The following is a 16,685-nucleotide window of genomic DNA, read 5'->3' as shown; positions in this document are numbered from 1 at the left end:
TGTTTATCACACTGTAACTATTTTATTTCTTATAATAGCAGGACTTATGCATAGTAATCTATTGATGATGAAGATTGTTGTCGAGAAGTTTCTGCGCTTTGCGCTGCTACTTCTGGTTGTTGCTCCTCAGCTTGTTGATTTCCTGCAAGCTGCCCTTGCCCAGACTGCTCTTGTTGTTGCTCAGGGTCACCTTGCTGAATACTACTTTCACCAAGTTCAATACCTTGCTGCGCAAGCATTTCGCGCAAACGTGGCATTGATTGCTCTAAAGCTTCTTTAGCCTGCTGATTTTGAACAACAAAATTAATTTGCGCTTGTTCAGCATCGCTACGTATACGAATTTGCATACTGCCCATTTCTGGTGGGTCTAAGCGAATTTCCGCTTCTTTATTATTAATATTTAGTAACGCACTAACTCGCTCTTGAAGCATCTTTGCGGCGTCACTCTTTATAATATTGATCGCTTGCATTACACCAGGGTCAATGCTCACCGATTTAGAGTGAGCCTGAGTTTGTGTCGTTGCTTGAGTCTGCATTGTTTGTGCATCTATTGCTTGCTCATATTGCTGATGAGCTACCTCATAGGCACCTGGTTGTGCTGCTGCATTGGCTTGAGTCGTTAACTGAGTAAATAACTGAGCTACACGCGAAGGCACAGCTTCTTGTGTACGTTCGGTATTAATTTTTGTATCAAGCTCTAAAGTTACTTCTTCACTAGTTGCAGCCTTTGTAACATCGGCTGTAACCTGCGCAGTATTGTTTTGTTTTGTATTATTATTTTCAGCATTGACTGTGGCGGCGGTTATCGGCATCGCTGTGTTGACTATTGCAGGAGCATTAATAGCCTCTTTGAGCACAGTTTGTGCCGCAGAAAGTTTTTCGTACTGAGCAGTACCCGGCGTTAACGTTTGCAGTTGAGTATTCACTTTATTTAACAGTGCTTGCTGCTCATCTTTCGTCAGTGCAGTGATTTGCTTTTCGATGCTAGTCGGCAGTTTAGTATCAAGCGCTTTATTATCAGCTAATTTAGCATCTTGTTTTGTCAGGCTTTCATCAGCAATGTCTTGCTCTACAGCAAATTGTGATACAGGGCTCTGTGCAGTTTGTGTTGTAGGCTTACTACTCATCACATCAGTCAATAGCGACTTGATTGTTGCCAGCTCATCAGCGCCAAGCTTATTGTCAACTTTTAGTTGATTGATTTGTTGTTCAAGTTGCTTTTGTTGATCAGTGCTGAGCGACAAACCTTTAGCGAACTCACTTACAGCCTGCCCGTCGCCACTTTGTAGTTTGGCAAGCAGGTTAACGATTGACTTATCAGTTACTGGTTTATCTGATGCTTTTGCCGCGCTTGCTTCAACGCTCTTCGGAGCTACCTGCTCAGTAGCTAGGTTTACTGCTGGCTTATCAACGTTGCCATGCGCTTGCTTTGTCGTCACTTCAGGCGCTTTTGCATCAGTTTGAACGCTATTATTTGCATCGCTAAGCATCTTGCTTAAAACAGCTTTGCTTTTATCATTCGCGCTGAGTTCATTTCCATCAGCTGTTTTTACAGCGTCTAAATCAACAGTGGTTTCTTTACTGTCAGTTGCTTGTATTGCACTGGCAAAGTTAGCTACCTGAGGTTTTGTATCCGGTGTATTAACAGCTGAAACACCCTGCTTTTCTTTGTCTGTTAATGGGCCATCAACAATAGGGGTCACGCTATCTTTTGGCGGTAAATCACCAATCGCTTTTAGTTGACTATCTACCGCTGTCGCAACTTTAGACTTATGTAATAAACTTGCGATTGAGTTGTCATCTTCTGCTGCGACTTTTGAATCATCGGTTTGCGCAACGTCTGTCATAGGTGAAGGTATTACAGGTGTAATGGTATCGATTGGGGTTGGTTTTTTATCAACAACTACAGGGCTAAAGTCATTATTTTCAATCAATTTATTAACACGTGTACTCATAGCTTGAGCCGCATTAATTTGCGAAAGCAGTGGGTTATCTTCACCTTCTACAAGTGCAAGTTCATCGCTTTGTTCTTTAGTTACAGCTTCATTACGAACATCTGGATTTATTTTAGGCTGCTGATCTGTAGATGTGGGAGTAGTTGCAGCTTTAGCATCAGTCGCTGTATTCTCATCACCTGGTTTTGCATCTGATTTAAGTTCTTCAGAAGTACTGATAGCTTTAGGTTCATCAATTGAGTCAGCATCTGCATCACTTTTTGCTTGCGCGTTTGCCGCTTCACTTGCTTCTGTCAGTGAAGTTAAAAAACTTAAGCCCGATGCTTTGTTGTTAGACTCTGAGTCTTTGCCTGAAAAACCAGTACCTTGCTCAGTTTTAACCTGCAAATTGATATCACTGATCGCCATAATTCACCTAAACCTAGTCATCTAAAGTAATGAGGCAATTTGCCGCCGCAAGTGCCAAAATTAATGCTACTGGTTAGGTAAATGCAATTAACATGCCTAAAAAGGAAGTATTTTAAAGAAGTGCGTTTTTAAGTTGACGCTGATAAAACTGATTTGCAGCAAATTCATCCAGCATTTTTTGTTCTGCTTTTGCCACTTGCATCGCTTGTTTTTCAGCTTGCTTTTCGATTAACTTCGCTACTGCTTTTGCTTTCACTTGTTGCTTTAACCACAGTGCTTTTCGCTGTGTCACAACTTGTTTTGCGGTATTCACTGTACTTGCTTGCTGGCGTATCGCTTCTTCAATTTTTGCAATAAAAGCATGATATTGGCTGAAGCCAGCACTAGACAAACCAGAGCGACCTTTCAAATGTAACTGCTGAGAATACTCTAAACGAAAGTTATTAAGCCCTTGCAGTTTTTGTTGATTACTTTGTAAGTGCTGCTGTGCTTTTAAATAATCCATGCGTAAAGACTCTTCTTTATCGCTCTCAAGCTTTAACAATAAATCAAGTTTACTTTTAGCCATTAACCTTGCCCTAATAACTGCGCTAGGCCTTGCAGACCTTCATCATAACTGATCACATCTTTCATACCTTGTTGAAGGAATTGATTGACTCGCGGCATCATATTAATTGCTTGGTCGAGCATAGGATCGGTGCCTTTTTGGTACGCCCCTAAGGTGATCATATCTTTGTTTTGTTGATACATTGAATACACTTGCTTGAGCACACGCGCTTGTTGCATATGCGCTTCAGATACAACCTGCGGCATTACACGAGAAATCGACTTTTCAATATCAATAGCCGGATAGTGACCACTGTCGGCTAAATCTCGAGATAAAACAATGTGGCCATCTAAAATAGCGCGGGCAGAGTCAGCAATTGGATCTTGCATATCATCGCCCTCACTAAGTACAGTAAAAAACGCTGTAATGGCACCTTGCCCTTCACCACCATTACCGGCACGCTCCACCAGCGCAGGTAATTTAGCAAATACTGAAGGCGGATAACCTTTCGTAGCCGGAGGCTCACCAACCGCTAAGGCAATTTCACGTTGTGCCATGGCATAACGGGTAACAGAGTCAAGTAATAACAACACGTTAAGACCTTGATCGCGAAAGTATTCCGCAATGGTCACTGCACTTTCACAGCCTTTTAAACGCATTAATGGTGACGCATCCGCAGGGGCTGCAACCACCACTGAGCGCTTACGCCCTTCGACTCCTAAAATTTCTTCAATAAACTCTTTTACCTCACGACCACGTTCACCCACAAGGCCAACCACGATTACATCTGCTTCAGAACCACGAGTCATCATACCTAGTAGCACTGATTTACCAACACCAGAGCCTGCAAACAGACCCATGCGCTGGCCTTGACCCACGGTAATAACGGAGTTGATGGCTCGTACACCTACATCCATAGGTTGACTGATTGGTCGTCTTGCCAGCGGGTTAATTGCGTTTTGCGCAAACTTTAAGTGATGCTCAGCATTAATTGCACCTAAGCCATCAAGTGGCCGACCAAGGCCATCCACTACGCGGCCAAGTAAACTCATGCCTACAGGCAATCCTGTTTCGTTTACTTTTGGGATAACTCGCGCACCTGGTAGTACGCCAGAGATGTGATCATTTGGCATTAAGTACAGTGTTTGGTCATTAAAGCCAACAACTTCAGCATCAACAAAGCCGTTAATGGTTTCAATTTTACATTGACTACCAACAGGTGCTCTAAGCCCTTTTGCTTCTAGCGTTAAACCAACAACACGCGTCAGAATACCGGCAACAGCCGGTTTTGGAGCCTTGATATGTTTTTCATAGCGCTGTAAGCGTTCGCTAAGAGTCATTGATTGAGCACTCATAATGAGCCTAAAAAGTGTTAGATACCACTGCTATGCAAAAAGTTTTCCAACGTTTCTTTGACGCGAGTTTTTATCGTCATATCAAGGGATGATTGCGGGGTTTTAATTTCGCAGCCACCACGTTCTAAAGTCGGTTCTGCCACTAACTGCCAATGGTTATCTGCGATAGTTTGTTCGCCATAACTTTCGGTAATTAAAGTAATATCATCAGGATGTAAGTGAATACGTACTTTAGCTTGCTCTTCACCTAACGCATCAATAGCTTGCTTCAAAGCATGTAAAATGACTTCAGGTGAGGTTTTAATTTCTTGGTAAACTAAGACCTCTGTCAGCATCACAGCTAACTGCACTAACTGCTTTTCGGCACTTTCATCGACTTTAGATAATGGTTGAGAAAGGCTATCAAGTAAGCTTCTTAAGTTGGTGAGCTGCTCTTCTAAAATAGGCTTAATTTCTTCTTGGCCTTGCTCCTTACCAAGCTCAACACCTTCTTTAAAACCAGCTTCTTTCCCCTCATGCGCGCCTTTTTCAAAACCATCTATATAGCCTTGTTCATGACCTTGCTTTAGCCCTTCTTCATAGGCATCTTGACGGATTTTTTCAAGTTCAGCCATGGTCAATGACGGAATTTCAGGCTCTTCTGGCTGCTCTTCGGCCTGCTGCTTTTGCTGCTCTTTACGATATAAGTCAGCTAAAGGCGTGCCATACGCCGTTGAGCGTCCAGCGAGTTTTGTTGTATCTTGCGTAACCTCAGGAATTGGCCAGTTTTCCAATAGTTCATCGGCTGCTTCACTGGCATGCACTGGGCGTCCTGTATGAAATGAAGACTTACTCATGGCTTACAGGAACTCCTCACCACCACCGCCACCAAGCATAATTTCGCCTGAGTCAGCTAAACGACGTGCCGTAGAAAGAATTTCTTTCTGTGCCGCTTCTACTTCGCTAATACGAACAGGGCCCATTGCCTCAAGATCATCAGCGAGTAATTCAGCGGCACGTTTTGACATATTGCCTAAAATCTTCTCTTTTAATGCTTCGTCAGTACCTTTAATTGCTTTCATTAATACATCTTGCTGTACTTCACGAAGGATCGCTTGAATACCACGGTCTTCAACATCCATTAAGTTCTCAAAGACAAACATAAGGTCTTGGATTTGCTGTGACATCTCTTCATCGTGTTCACGGATTGAATCCATTAACTGACCTTCAACATTGGTATCTAGGTAGTTCATGATATCAGCAGCCGCTTTCAAGCCACCCATTTTCGCAGCTTGCGCACCAGCTTGACCTGCAAATTGTTTCTCCATGATTTCATTCAACTCTTGCAATGCTGCTGGTTGAACTTCTTCAAGGTTCGCAATACGCATAGTTAAATCTAAACGCACTTTTTCTGGGAATTGCGACAAGATTTCCGCTGATTGCTCTGGCTCTAAATAAGATAAAACAATGGTTTGAATTTGCGGGTGCTCGTTGCGAATGATATTCGCCACTTGCTTTGAGTCCATCCACTTCAATGAATCAAGACCTTTAGCCCCTGAGCCCATAACAATTTGGTCAATAAGGCTGGCAGCCTTGTCTTCACCAAGCGCTGCTGTAAGGGCTTTTTTAATAAAGTCTTCAGACTGGAAGCCAATGGTACTGAAGCTTTGAATTTGCTCAATAAACAAATTATGGACTGCGCTAATTTTCGCTTGCGATAAATCATCTAGTGCGGCCATTGCCATACCCACTTTTTGCACTTGCTTTGGCTCTAAGTGCTTAAGGATTTGCGCAGCATCTTCTTCTGATAAGCTCAGCAATAAGATTGCCGCCTTATCAACACCGTCTAATTTATCAACATCAAACGCCGGTGGTAATTGTTTTTGTTCTTGATCAGTCATCTTCTGTTAACCACGCTTTCACTACTTGAGAAGACAGTTCTGGTTCATTTGCAACCAATGCACGAACTGCTTTGAGTAAATCTTCATCGCCATGTAAGTCTGGCAGCTGTAGTGTACCATCACTTGAGAATCCTACAGCAGCAGAGTCAAAGTCTTTATTTAGCATATCTAGCGTGCTATCACCAATATCTACACCTGCACTTAATGCATCTTCATCATATTCTTCTAGTGTATCGTCTGGGTAAATTAGACGTTTCAGCATAGGTCTTACAACAAAGACAATAAGTACGATGATAACCAGTGCACCTAATGCTAAGCGTAGCATCTTCATGAACCAATCTTGCTCCCAAAGTGGAACTTCAATCGCTTCACCTGTATCTTGTCTTACAAATGGCACTGTGACGACTTCAAGTGCATCACCGCGTTGCATATCAAACCCAACACCACCTTGTAGTAAGCGACGAATATTTGACAATGCTTCGACAGAGCGAGGAACCATAGTTGTTTCACCGTTTTCACCTACTTGTGGTACATAATCAACGGCAACTGACACACTGATGCGGCGGATAACACCGGTTTGCTGGCGCTTATGCGAAATTGTGGTATCAAGTTCGTAGTTACGTGTTGCTTCTTTATGCGAACGACTTGGGTTCGTTGCTGAACCTGCACTACCTTGGCCAGCGACCTCAGGAATATTAGAGTTAACTGGCGGCTGATTCGTTAGCGCACCAGGAATGCCCACAGCAAGACCACCAATGTTGTTTTCTTCGAACGTGGTTTCACTGCGCACAGCGGGTAAGTCTGGGTTATAACGTTTTTGTGTTTCTTCGACTGCACTAAAATCCATATTTAAGTCGACTTGCGCTGTGTAGTTACCTAAACCTACAACTGGAATAAGGATGCTATCGATTTTATTTAAGTATTCTTCTTCACGCTTACGCTCAATTTCATACTCTTTTCGAGAGCGAGCAGCAAGTGAGTTTTGTGAGCCTGAATTCAGTAAACGACCATTTTGATCGGTAACAGTAACACGCTCTGGCGATAAACCTTGGACTGCTGAGGCAACAATATCAACTACTGAGTCAACTTCTTCACCATCAAGCGTACGGCCGCGTTTTAAGGTTAGTACTACCGTCGCTGAAGGTTGTTTTTCACGACGAGCAAATACATTTTCTTTTGGGATAGCTAAAAGTACTTTGGCGCGAGTAACATTTTTTAGCTCTTCGATGGTACGTGCAAGCTGTTGCTCACGACCATGCTTTAAACGTTCACGTTCAAGGCGTTGGCTTACACCAAACCCCATGTCTTGCATGATGATGTCAGTACCTGAGCTTGGCGCTTGCTCTAGGCCTTCACGAGCCATCAATAATTTGATGTTTTGGTATTCACCTTCTTCAACAGAGATGACGTTACCATCAAGTTCGTAATCAATCTTTTGAGCGTCTAAGAAGTCCAGCGTTTGAATAAGCTCTTCCGTTGGCATTTTGCCAAGCGGACGCATATCTGGCTGACGAGCCCAAATAATAATAAAAATTGCGATAGCCAAACAGATTGCTAAAGCAATCACTAAAGTAGCCTGGCGTAAAACGTCTACACCATTTAAGGCACTTAGGTAGCCTGACTTTTGCTCTTGTTGATCGTCAGTATCGGTTGCATCGATACCGCCGCCTGCTAAGGCTAGATCAGTTGATTGATTAGATTGCGCCACAATAATTCTCCACTACCTAGTTACACAGGCATGTTCATGATTTCTTTATAAGCTTCAACAAGTTTATTGCGAACCTGTACCGTCGCTTCAAAGGCAACTGATGACTTTTGCGAAGCAATCATTACGTCCGCAAGTGAAACACTGCGATCGCCCATTTCAAGCGCGGTTACTTTTTGTTTTGCTTCTTGTTGTAAGCCATTCACTGTATCAAGTGCATTGGTAAGTAAATCACCAAACTGTGCCGATGAAGTTGGCTGAGTTTGTGTTGGTAAATTATTAATTGAGTTACCACGACCAACTTCTGAAGCCATAGATTGCATTTCTTGAAATAATGCGCTGTTTTGAACTTTCATAATACTCTCTGACAATGCAGTTTACTTATGCACTGATAAAGCACAAACCGTGCCACAAAATAAAACGAGAATTTTCAACAACTTAACACAGACAATTTACTTGTCAGAGTTTTGACAGCAAACAAGCTCACAAAAATGTGAGCTTGTTTGACTAACTTTTTGGAAGGAGTTTATGCAGGTAAGGCGATACCCAAGTCTCGCATTTGCGCCAGTTTATAACGTAACGTGCGCGGACTAATACCTAAGGTTTCTGCAACCTCTTTACGCTTACCGTTACAACGCGCTAAGGTTTCTAAAATAATACGATGCTCTTTGTCTTTCAGCTCGTCTTTATAATTACCCTGCTCACTCACTTGCGGTACGGTATCTAGATTAACTTCAACAGGCTGTTCTTGATATACCGGAGCGTTGTGTGGTGGCGTAGCGACTGGCTTGATATCCGCCGTAAGCAACTCTTCAATAAAGACATCATCTTGATGAATACTATTACCATCGCATAATATCAACGCCCGTTGAATAACGTTATCGAGCTCTCGTACGTTACCTGGCCAAGCATGCGATAGCAGCTTTTGTTTCGCACCCTCACTTAGTTGAGCTATAGGCTCTTTACTTTTCAGGCAATGACGCTCTATTAAATGCTCTGCCAATACAATAATGTCGCCAGGACGCTCGGCTAATGGTTTCCACATTAACGGGAATACATTTAAGCGATAATATAAATCTTCTCTAAATAGATTTTCGCTCACTGCTTCTTTTAAATCTCGGTTACTTGTAGCAAGTACGCGAACATCAAGCTCTATGGTTTTACGACCGCCTAAGCGCTCTACTTCGCGCTCTTGAAGTACACGCAGTAATTTAGCTTGCAAGCCTAAATCCATCTCAGTGATTTCATCTAGTAAGATGGTACCACCTTGAGCTTGCTCAAATTTACCCGGGCAAGCTTGAATAGCGCCAGTAAACGCCCCTTTTTCGTAACCGAATAAGGTTGCTTCAAGCATGTTTTCAGGAATAGCAGCACAGTTAATAGCCACAAAGGGAGCATCGCTACGATTTGATTTATCGTGGATAAAACGAGCCAACACTTCTTTACCCGAGCCACTTGGGCCGAGTACCATGACACTGGCATCTGAGCGCGCTACTTTACTGGCAAGTTCTAATAACTTAATGCTCGATGGATCGGCAACAATTGGGCCATCGGTTTCTTTTTCCTTTTCAGGCAAATAACGACTCACCATGTTAAGAAGCACTTCTGGGGCAAACGGTTTTGCCATGTAATCAATCGCGCCTAAACGCATTGCCTCTACAGCATCATCAATGGTGGCATAGGCTGTCATCATTAATACTGGCAGCTCAGGATAATTAAGTTTAATGCTACGTAATAGGTCAAGGCCACTCATGGCGCCCATTTGCACATCACTAACAACCAATGAATAACTATTTTGCTTAAGCAAGATCATCGCTTGTTCAGCGCTATCTGCAGCAACGCAATCAATACCCGACATCTCAAGGGTATCGATTAGCGCTTCTCGTAAACCTGCGTCGTCTTCAACGACTAAGATAGAGTTAGTATTCATTTTGCCTCCGCTGACATTGGTTCTGCACTAATTGGCAAGATCAAACTAAAACATGCTCCCCCATGAGCATTATTAGTCACTTCAACCCGTCCTTGGTGCGCATTGGCGACTGAACTTACAACTGCAAGCCCAAGCCCCGTGCCTTGGCTTTTGGTAGTGTAAAAAGGTTCGAATAATTTGTTGGCATGACGTAAATCAACACCTGGGCCATTATCACTGACACTGATACGAACACAGTTTTCGCTACTTTCGTCACGTTCGGCACTCAGGGTTACCACAGCCTCAGAGCCAATAATTTGAATACTATTGTGGATCAGGTTTTGAATAGCACTCGCCAGAGCAGTTTTATTACCCATAATTTCAATATCTGGCTCAGGCAAGTTCACGCTTAGTTCACTGTTATTTTGTGCAACCATGGCATCAGCACCAGCCTTTACTTCATTAAGTAATTGCTGCATTGAAACACTTTCGACCACTTGTTGCTCGCCACTTTTAGCAAATAGCAGCATGTCGTTCACTTGGGTTTCTAAATCTTTTAAACGCGACATTAGCTTTGTATGAAAGTTGCCACGCGAGCTTTCTGGCAATCGCTTTGAGCCTAAATTTGCGGCATACAACATGGCCGCTGATAACGGTGTTCTGACCTGATGAGCAAGCGAAGCGACCATTTTACCAAGCGCACTTAAGCGCTGCATATGTGCCACTCGCTTTTGTAAGCGTCTGGTTTCAGTTAAATCTGTCATTAAAATTAACTGACCTGGCTCTGGAGCAAGCGCAGTAATATCAAGCTTAATTAAACGCCCATCTCTAAGTGATACTTCATGTCCATCGTCTTGCTGTGGTCGAAATGAGCGTTGAATTACGCTAAACCACTTTTCACCTTCAAGGGGTTCTCCTAGCATATCAATGGCGATTTGATTGGCTTTTGCGATCATACCTCGGCCATCCAAAACCACCACACCCGCAGGCATGGTATCAACCAAATGACCTAACCAACTGGCTTGTTGGCGCAGCTCACTCAATTCACCCACATACTCTTCTTGTTGTAAGCATGGGTTATATTGTTTGGCTGTGATAAATTGTGGTTTTAGGACATTTGCTAAGGCCATAATCGATACTCAAAAAATCGTGTCTACCTAGCTAAATGCACAATCCGTACCAAATTTATTTTTGTTTTATTTCAATAAATTAAAGACAAAACAACACTGACAAAAAAATGACAATCGCGAGGGAATAATGCAAAAAGAACACCATTGTCGTTGCCCATGGCTCGATACCAGCAAAGAAGATTATGTGGCCTATCATGACCAAGAATGGGGGGTGCCACTATATGATGATCACCGCTTATTTGAATTTATAACCTTAGAGTCAGCACAAGCGGGACTGAGTTGGTATACCATACTTAAAAAGCGTGATGGCTATCGCAGTGCCTTCAAAAACTTTGTTGTCGAAGAGGTTGCCAAAATGACCGAAGACGACGTCGAACGATTAATGCAGTTTGAAGGTATTATTCGTAATCGCGCTAAAATCACCGCCACTATCAATAACGCGCAACGGTTTATTGAGATTCAAAAAGAGTTTGGTAGTTTCTCAAATTACCAATGGCAGTTTGTTGGTGGCAAGCCATTGGTAAACAATCTTGATAAATTAGAGGATTACCCGGCTATTACTGAAGCCTCTACAGCATTTGCCAAAGATTTAAAAAAGCGCGGCTTTAAGTTTTTAGGCCCGACGACAGTGTATGCCCACATGCAGGCCTGTGGCATGGTAAATGACCATAGCAATGATTGCTTTAGAAAAGCTGAGATAATTAGTGAATATTAAAAAGAAAAACCGAGGAAGATACCTAACGCGGCTTAGTCGCGCGTTAGGTTATATTTCTTCATTTTTTCGACCAGTGTGGTGCGGCGAACACCTAAAATTTCTGCTGCACGTGCAACAACATAATCGTAGCGCTCTAATGCTTGGCTGATTAAGCTGATTTCTAGCTCAGCTAGGTATTCTTTGAGCTCAATTCCTTCATCAGGGAGTAAACCTGAGTCAACCGTTGTTGCTGGTACTTCAGGTTCTTCATCATCGTAATCACTAAAGCCGGTACTGAAAATATCGTTGAAAGCATCTCGCTCCATCAACTCTTCAGGGTACTCAGGCTCATAAGCATCAACTTCAATATAACGATATTTAGCTGGTAGGTCTGGCACATCAACCACTTTATCAGGGAACATGATCACCATGCGCTCAACTAAGTTAGCAAGCTCACGAATATTCCCCGGCCACGCATGCTCTTTTAAGCTTTGAATCGCACGCTCAGTGAATTTGGCCGTTGTGCCACTTTGTTCGTTCACACGACGCATTAACTCTTTTAAAAGCAGAGGAATGTCGTCAGCACGCTCACTAAGCGAAGGATTTTCAATTGGAAACACGTTTAAGCGATAAAAAAGGTCTTCACGGAAGTCGCCCTTTTCAATCATTTCTTCAAGGTTGCGGTGAGTCGCAGCAATAATGCGTACATCTGCTTGAATAGGCTTAGTACCCCCTACTCGCTCATAGCTACGCTCTTGCAACACACGCAGTAGTTTAACCTGCATTTGCAAAGGCATATCACCAATTTCATCAAGAAACAGCGTGCCGCCTTGTGCTAATTCAAAACGCCCTTTGCGTGCAGAAATAGCGCCCGTAAAGGCACCCTTTTCATGGCCAAATAGCTCACTTTCAAGTAGTTCACCAGGAATAGCACCACAGTTTACCGGCACAAATGGCCCGGTATTGCGTTTAGAGAGTAAATGAACGTTGCGTGCAACAACTTCTTTACCTGTGCCTGACTCACCTAAGATCAGCACATTGGCATCGGTTTTTGCTACTTGCTCAATTAAAAAGCGCACATCTTTTACAGCTTCAGTTTCACCGACTAAACCATCAAATGATTTGTTAGATTTAGCTTGTTTGTGGTCACTCGGTAGCATGCGCTGATATTGCTGACAATCATGCAATAGCTGAGTAGTTACATCATGGTTAAATGGCTCACAAATTAAACCTACTACATTTGCAATGCTTAGTAACGGTTTGAGTGTTTCACCAATTAATAAAAACGGAATGGCAGGAAACTGTTTGATCACAGCCTCGTGATTTAGCTGCTGTAAAGCACCAAGAATGACCATACACTCTTGCTGTTGATGTTTTTCACAAAAAGACTGTAATGTAGTCTCATCAACTAATTGTGCAGTTTCACCAATGAAGGTAAGTGCTGCATGTAAACCTATCGCACGATTATTATTATTGTCTAAAATTAAGATCATTATTGGCGAACCACAGTTACCACGAGGTTAGTTAATTTCTAAATTGTAAGCGAGTTTAGGAGGGATGCAAGCGCTAAGCGGCAATTTATTGACATCAACGCCAAAAAATAGTCACTTAGCACTAAAATTTAATACTAAAGAATTAACTTACAAATTTAGCCTGTTTGAATTTTAAAATATTCTATACTCGTTGCTATAATCTCTATAGAAATGCTCAAAGAAAGATAACATCAATGGCATTAATATTGCTTATCTATTTTTATGAATCGGTGTTTTTAATATAGGATTTTCTCATGGCACATATATCGATAAAAAAGTACAGTCAAGTTAGCGTTAGCAACATTAATGAAATGTCTCCTTATGAGCAGATCAATTTGATTTTCAGCAATATTATCGGACGCTTAGCAGCAACTAAAGGCTTTATTGAGCGTAAAGAATTTGAAAAAAAAGGTGAAAATATTTCTACCTGCATTTTATTATTCGGTGCTCTACAAGATGCACTCAATTTTGAGCATGGCGGAGATATCTCTAGCAACCTACTATCGCTGTACGACTTTTGCCAACGCAGGTTAACTGAAGCAAATGTAAACAACGACATTGCAGCAGTAGATGATGTTATCCGTATCGTTAAAGAAATAAAAGAAGGGTGGGATTCTATTCCGCTCGAAGAGCGCATACCTAAAGCTGAGCAATAATGCCGAATTATAACGCTCTGAATGAATTACTCATTGCATTATCAGAGCACATAGATAAAACAGATATTGAGCTGGCAAGCCAAACGTTAATAGCTATTGACCAAGAGTTAAAACATTGGTGTGAGAGTGAAACACCACCTCAAGAAAAAGAGTTATTAGCTATACAAGCTAAAATTTTAGCCGCTACAGCTAGACTTAAAAACGCGAGAGATAAAACTCAGGCCGAGTTAATCAACCAGCGTAAATCACAAAAAGCTATTTCTAAATATAAAGCAACTAAACGCTAATTTTCGTTTAGTTGCTTTTGACATACTCAGTTATATAAACGCGTTATTAGCGCTATATCAACTGTGAAAAATAAAGTCGCGGTTGTAGATAGTGAATTGGTTTTTGTACTTCTATTCAAACAAAGTAAAATATTTACTAAATAGATCGTTTATGAACCAAAAGCAAAAAAGCGCCAAAAGAGTTGGCGCCTAAATACCGATAAGAAAATAGACTAATCAATTATTTACTTTGCTTAACAACCCCTGGCATATTATCAAGCTGCGCTTGCACATAGCTACTGGTTGAGTTCATCTGGGCTACAAGTAAATCCATGCTATTGTACTGTGCGTATAAACGAGACTCTAACGACTCCATTTTTCTTGCAAAATCAATTCGCTCATCATCTAAGCCATCTAACTGGGTTTGTTTACTGTCAATTCTGTTTTGAACAATACCATCTGAGTCTGTATAAAAGCTCATTAGCTCATCAAAAGACTGTGCAAAACCGCCCTCGTCTTCATTTTCACCTATAAAGAACTCCTGCACTAGGTCTACATCTGCTTCGACTTGCTCGTTTAGGCGTTCTGTGTCTAGGCTTAATTTACCGTAACGGTCTGCTTCAACCCCGAGTTTTGATAACGACAAACTACTGCCATCACTCAGGGTTACTTCACTGGTTAATTGCTGACGGAGTTTTGACATTACCCCACGAAGCATAGAATCACCAGCCATCACACCAGCGCCGTCTTCACCTGATTTACCTAAATTATTACTAAGCTCAAGTAATTCGTTATAACTTTCAATAAAACTGTTTAAGCCTGCTTTAATATTATTGTTATTTTCAGTAATTTTTAACGTGCTATCATCGTCATCAGTGCCATGTGCTTTTTTGGCGGTAATCGTTACACCGTCAATAACATTTGCAAACTCGTTATCACTGCTAGTAACTGTTAAATTACCATCTATGGTAATTGAAGCGTCTATTGCAGCAATTACTTCACTAATGTTTGTCACCCCTGCATCTGTGTCATAGGCTAGAGCCGATAAACCTGCCGCGTCAGTATTATCGCCATCAGCATCAGTTGCTGTAACTTTTATTGCGTTTTCAACACCACTATTTTTTGCGGATAAAACTAAATGCTGGCCATTATCGTCGGTAATAATCGTTGCTGTTACACTGTCGTTATCTTTACTGTCATTAATCGCATCACGAATTTCAGACAAAGTTGCAGTATCTGACACATCAATATCAAAACTATTCTCACCTGACGCTATAGTTAACGTCCCTTCACCAACTGCGGCATCTTCTGCAAATGCACTTGACATCAATTTATGTTCAGTCGCAAGATTGTTTACTTTTACATTATAACCACCAGGCTGAGCCTCTTTATCTGAGCTTAGTGTTACAAAATCATCACTACCAGAAATACTACGTTTTTGGTAGTTATCAACTTCGCCTAGTGCCTCCATCGAGGTTTGCAGTTTTTCAAGCGCTGATTTTAGTGCACCTGCAGCTGAAATATCTGTAGTTAACGTGGCTTCTTTGTTGTTTAAACGTGAAGTAAAAGGGGTACTTTCAGCGCTAACTAACGCATCAACAATATCTGATACTGCTAAACCTGAACCTAAACCATTAAATGAAATAGCCATAATACTTCCTCACATTACACATTTAACTTAACAAAAAACTTTAAACAGTTTGATCAATTAAAAAACCTGCGGTTTCTGAAAGTTTAGCCACTAGGCTCAACACTTCTTCAGATGGGTATTGCTTAATTAGCTCACCACTGTTTTTATCAACCACTTTAATAACATCACGGCCCGACTCTTCATCTACTTGAAACTGCAAACTACGATTCATTTCACCCATGAAGTCTTGCAATTGTTGCGCCATTTTCTCAAGCTGTTCGCGGCCTAATTCGTCTTTTTCAGCACTTTCGTCCAATTTACGCTGCATTTGTTGATAATTTTGCTCTGTTTGCTGTTGTTGTGTATTTTCCGTTTTATTTGATTCATCAATCGCCGTTGCTGTCAGTTGCGGGCTCGCAGCTAGCTTATCATCCGCTTTTTGTGGAGCCACTGCAAAATCAGGGCTTTGGGTTATTGCACTCATAACGCCTCCTTAAACATTTTACCCTATGGCTAATGCAACAAAAGGAGATTAGCGTAAGCCAATCTCCTTTTTATTTTAGTTAACTAATGCTGACTTAACCATTAGTTGTTGTACTAATCACACTATTAACCAATTAAGCTAAGCGCTGCTTGTGGTAACTGGTTCGCTTGCGACAAGATTGATGTACCCGCTTGTTGCAAGATTTGGTTCTTCGTCATTTGCGCAGTTTCTGTTGCAAAGTCAGTATCTTGAATACGACTACGTGAAGCAGATACGTTTTCAGAGATGTTTGCAAGATTACTGATTGTATGACCAAAACGATTTTGAATCGCACCTAAATCAGCTCTCTGGCCATCTATAGATGAAATCGCCGAATCGATTATTGATAAAGCTTTCTGAGAACCAGCTTGAGTTGAAATATCAATCTTATCAACCATTGAGTCTGCAGCCGATTCAGTGACTGCACCTGTAATTTCTCCGCCAGCACCCACAGTAAATGAATTATTCCCTGAAAACTCTATTTTTGATTTTGCT

Annotated in this window: 16 protein-coding genes; 3 read left to right on the top strand and 13 right to left on the bottom strand. The window is 41.7% G+C overall.

What is annotated here, in order from left to right:
- Positions 1-44 precede the first annotated feature (44 nt).
- The 9 genes from CWB80_RS14535 to CWB80_RS14495 all read right to left on the bottom strand — a co-directional run bounded on the left by CWB80_RS14535 (position 45) and on the right by CWB80_RS14495 (position 10,889).
- On the bottom strand, positions 45-2,363 hold the full coding sequence (locus CWB80_RS14535) for a flagellar hook-length control protein FliK (RefSeq protein WP_138599039.1): 2,319 nt from the start codon (positions 2,361-2,363) through the stop codon (positions 45-47).
- A 112-nt stretch (positions 2,364-2,475) separates the two neighbouring features.
- The gene (gene fliJ, locus CWB80_RS14530; protein WP_054553271.1) at positions 2,476-2,931 is read right to left on the bottom strand and encodes a flagellar export protein FliJ; all 456 of its coding nucleotides are present in this window, start codon (positions 2,929-2,931) and stop codon (positions 2,476-2,478) included.
- Positions 2,931-4,265, bottom strand: a complete 1,335-nt coding sequence (gene fliI, locus CWB80_RS14525) for a flagellar protein export ATPase FliI (RefSeq protein ID WP_054553272.1) — start codon at positions 4,263-4,265, stop codon at positions 2,931-2,933. Before fliI ends, fliJ begins: the two co-directional genes overlap by 1 nt.
- 17 nt (positions 4,266-4,282) lie before the next feature.
- Complete coding sequence (fliH, locus tag CWB80_RS14520; protein WP_063528645.1) at positions 4,283-5,101, bottom strand: flagellar assembly protein FliH; 819 nt, start codon at positions 5,099-5,101, stop codon at positions 4,283-4,285.
- Positions 5,102-5,104: 3 nt separating this feature from the next.
- The gene (gene fliG / locus CWB80_RS14515; protein WP_054553274.1) at positions 5,105-6,145 is read right to left on the bottom strand and encodes a flagellar motor switch protein FliG; all 1,041 of its coding nucleotides are present in this window, start codon (positions 6,143-6,145) and stop codon (positions 5,105-5,107) included.
- On the bottom strand, positions 6,138-7,853 hold the full coding sequence (gene fliF / locus CWB80_RS14510; RefSeq protein ID WP_054553275.1) for a flagellar basal-body MS-ring/collar protein FliF: 1,716 nt from the start codon (positions 7,851-7,853) through the stop codon (positions 6,138-6,140). Before fliF ends, fliG begins: the two co-directional genes overlap by 8 nt.
- Before the next feature lie 20 nt (positions 7,854-7,873).
- The gene (fliE, locus tag CWB80_RS14505; RefSeq protein ID WP_138599040.1) at positions 7,874-8,206 is read right to left on the bottom strand and encodes a flagellar hook-basal body complex protein FliE; all 333 of its coding nucleotides are present in this window, start codon (positions 8,204-8,206) and stop codon (positions 7,874-7,876) included.
- Between the two features lie 170 nt (positions 8,207-8,376).
- A complete protein-coding gene (locus CWB80_RS14500) occupies positions 8,377-9,780 on the bottom strand; it encodes a sigma-54-dependent transcriptional regulator (protein WP_138599041.1) in 1,404 nt (467 codons plus the stop codon).
- A complete protein-coding gene (locus CWB80_RS14495) occupies positions 9,777-10,889 on the bottom strand; it encodes a sensor histidine kinase (RefSeq protein WP_138599042.1) in 1,113 nt (370 codons plus the stop codon). Before CWB80_RS14495 ends, CWB80_RS14500 begins: the two co-directional genes overlap by 4 nt.
- A 127-nt stretch (positions 10,890-11,016) precedes the next feature.
- Between CWB80_RS14495 and CWB80_RS14490 the strand changes: the two genes are divergently transcribed.
- Positions 11,017-11,604, top strand: a complete 588-nt coding sequence (locus CWB80_RS14490) for a DNA-3-methyladenine glycosylase I (protein WP_138599043.1) — start codon at positions 11,017-11,019, stop codon at positions 11,602-11,604.
- Positions 11,605-11,636: 32 nt separating this feature from the next.
- Here the strand turns inward: CWB80_RS14490 and CWB80_RS14485 are convergent, their stop codons facing one another.
- Positions 11,637-13,076, bottom strand: a complete 1,440-nt coding sequence (locus tag CWB80_RS14485; RefSeq protein ID WP_138599044.1) for a sigma-54 dependent transcriptional regulator — start codon at positions 13,074-13,076, stop codon at positions 11,637-11,639.
- Between the two features lie 293 nt (positions 13,077-13,369).
- Here CWB80_RS14485 and fliS point away from each other — a divergent pair, with 293 nt between their 5' ends.
- Together fliS and CWB80_RS14475 are read left to right on the top strand one after the other, a co-directional pair.
- Positions 13,370-13,771: a flagellar export chaperone FliS gene (gene fliS / locus CWB80_RS14480; RefSeq protein ID WP_138599045.1), complete on the top strand. Its 402-nt coding sequence runs from the start codon at positions 13,370-13,372 to the stop codon at positions 13,769-13,771.
- Positions 13,771-14,058, top strand: a complete 288-nt coding sequence (locus tag CWB80_RS14475) for a hypothetical protein (RefSeq protein WP_138599046.1) — start codon at positions 13,771-13,773, stop codon at positions 14,056-14,058. Before fliS ends, CWB80_RS14475 begins: the two co-directional genes overlap by 1 nt.
- A gap of 220 nt (positions 14,059-14,278) precedes the next feature.
- Here the strand turns inward: CWB80_RS14475 and fliD are convergent, their stop codons facing one another.
- The 3 genes from fliD to CWB80_RS14460 all read right to left on the bottom strand — a co-directional run.
- Positions 14,279-15,688 (bottom strand): flagellar filament capping protein FliD, encoded by a 1,410-nt coding sequence (gene fliD, locus CWB80_RS14470; protein WP_138599047.1) that lies wholly within the window; start codon positions 15,686-15,688, stop codon positions 14,279-14,281.
- A 40-nt stretch (positions 15,689-15,728) separates the two neighbouring features.
- Positions 15,729-16,151, bottom strand: a complete 423-nt coding sequence (locus tag CWB80_RS14465) for a flagellar protein FlaG (protein ID WP_138599048.1) — start codon at positions 16,149-16,151, stop codon at positions 15,729-15,731.
- Between the two features lie 125 nt (positions 16,152-16,276).
- Positions 16,277-16,685 (bottom strand): flagellin (locus CWB80_RS14460; protein ID WP_283235112.1); only part of this gene is annotated, 409 nt, incomplete at its 5' end.

Origin of the sequence: Pseudoalteromonas sp. S1650, assembly GCF_005887195.1 — a bacterium.
Taxonomy (GTDB): Bacteria; Pseudomonadota; Gammaproteobacteria; order Enterobacterales; family Alteromonadaceae; genus Pseudoalteromonas; species Pseudoalteromonas simplex.
The sequence above is the reverse complement of the archived record's forward strand: the minus strand, read 5'-3'. Positions and strand labels throughout refer to the sequence as shown.

What these genes read in the sequence shown, in the direction of transcription:
- CWB80_RS14535 (WP_138599039.1), bottom strand. Translation starts at nt 2,363, where the DNA reads ATGGCGATCAGTGATATCAATTTGCAGGTTAAAACTGAGCAAGGTACT.
- fliH (WP_063528645.1), bottom strand. Translation starts at nt 5,101, where the DNA reads ATGAGTAAGTCTTCATTTCATACAGGACGCCCAGTGCATGCCAGTGAA.
- fliE (WP_138599040.1), bottom strand. Translation starts at nt 8,206, where the DNA reads ATGAAAGTTCAAAACAGCGCATTATTTCAAGAAATGCAATCTATGGCT.
- fliS (WP_138599045.1), top strand. Translation starts at nt 13,370, where the DNA reads ATGGCACATATATCGATAAAAAAGTACAGTCAAGTTAGCGTTAGCAAC.
- CWB80_RS14495 (WP_138599042.1), bottom strand. Translation starts at nt 10,889, where the DNA reads ATGGCCTTAGCAAATGTCCTAAAACCACAATTTATCACAGCCAAACAA.
- CWB80_RS14475 (WP_138599046.1), top strand. Translation starts at nt 13,771, where the DNA reads ATGCCGAATTATAACGCTCTGAATGAATTACTCATTGCATTATCAGAG.
- fliD (WP_138599047.1), bottom strand. Translation starts at nt 15,688, where the DNA reads ATGGCTATTTCATTTAATGGTTTAGGTTCAGGTTTAGCAGTATCAGAT.
- CWB80_RS14485 (WP_138599044.1), bottom strand. Translation starts at nt 13,076, where the DNA reads ATGATCTTAATTTTAGACAATAATAATAATCGTGCGATAGGTTTACAT.
- fliI (WP_054553272.1), bottom strand. Translation starts at nt 4,265, where the DNA reads ATGAGTGCTCAATCAATGACTCTTAGCGAACGCTTACAGCGCTATGAA.
- CWB80_RS14500 (WP_138599041.1), bottom strand. Translation starts at nt 9,780, where the DNA reads ATGAATACTAACTCTATCTTAGTCGTTGAAGACGACGCAGGTTTACGA.
- fliJ (WP_054553271.1), bottom strand. Translation starts at nt 2,931, where the DNA reads ATGGCTAAAAGTAAACTTGATTTATTGTTAAAGCTTGAGAGCGATAAA.
- CWB80_RS14465 (WP_138599048.1), bottom strand. Translation starts at nt 16,151, where the DNA reads ATGAGTGCAATAACCCAAAGCCCTGATTTTGCAGTGGCTCCACAAAAA.
- fliG (WP_054553274.1), bottom strand. Translation starts at nt 6,145, where the DNA reads ATGACTGATCAAGAACAAAAACAATTACCACCGGCGTTTGATGTTGAT.
- CWB80_RS14490 (WP_138599043.1), top strand. Translation starts at nt 11,017, where the DNA reads ATGCAAAAAGAACACCATTGTCGTTGCCCATGGCTCGATACCAGCAAA.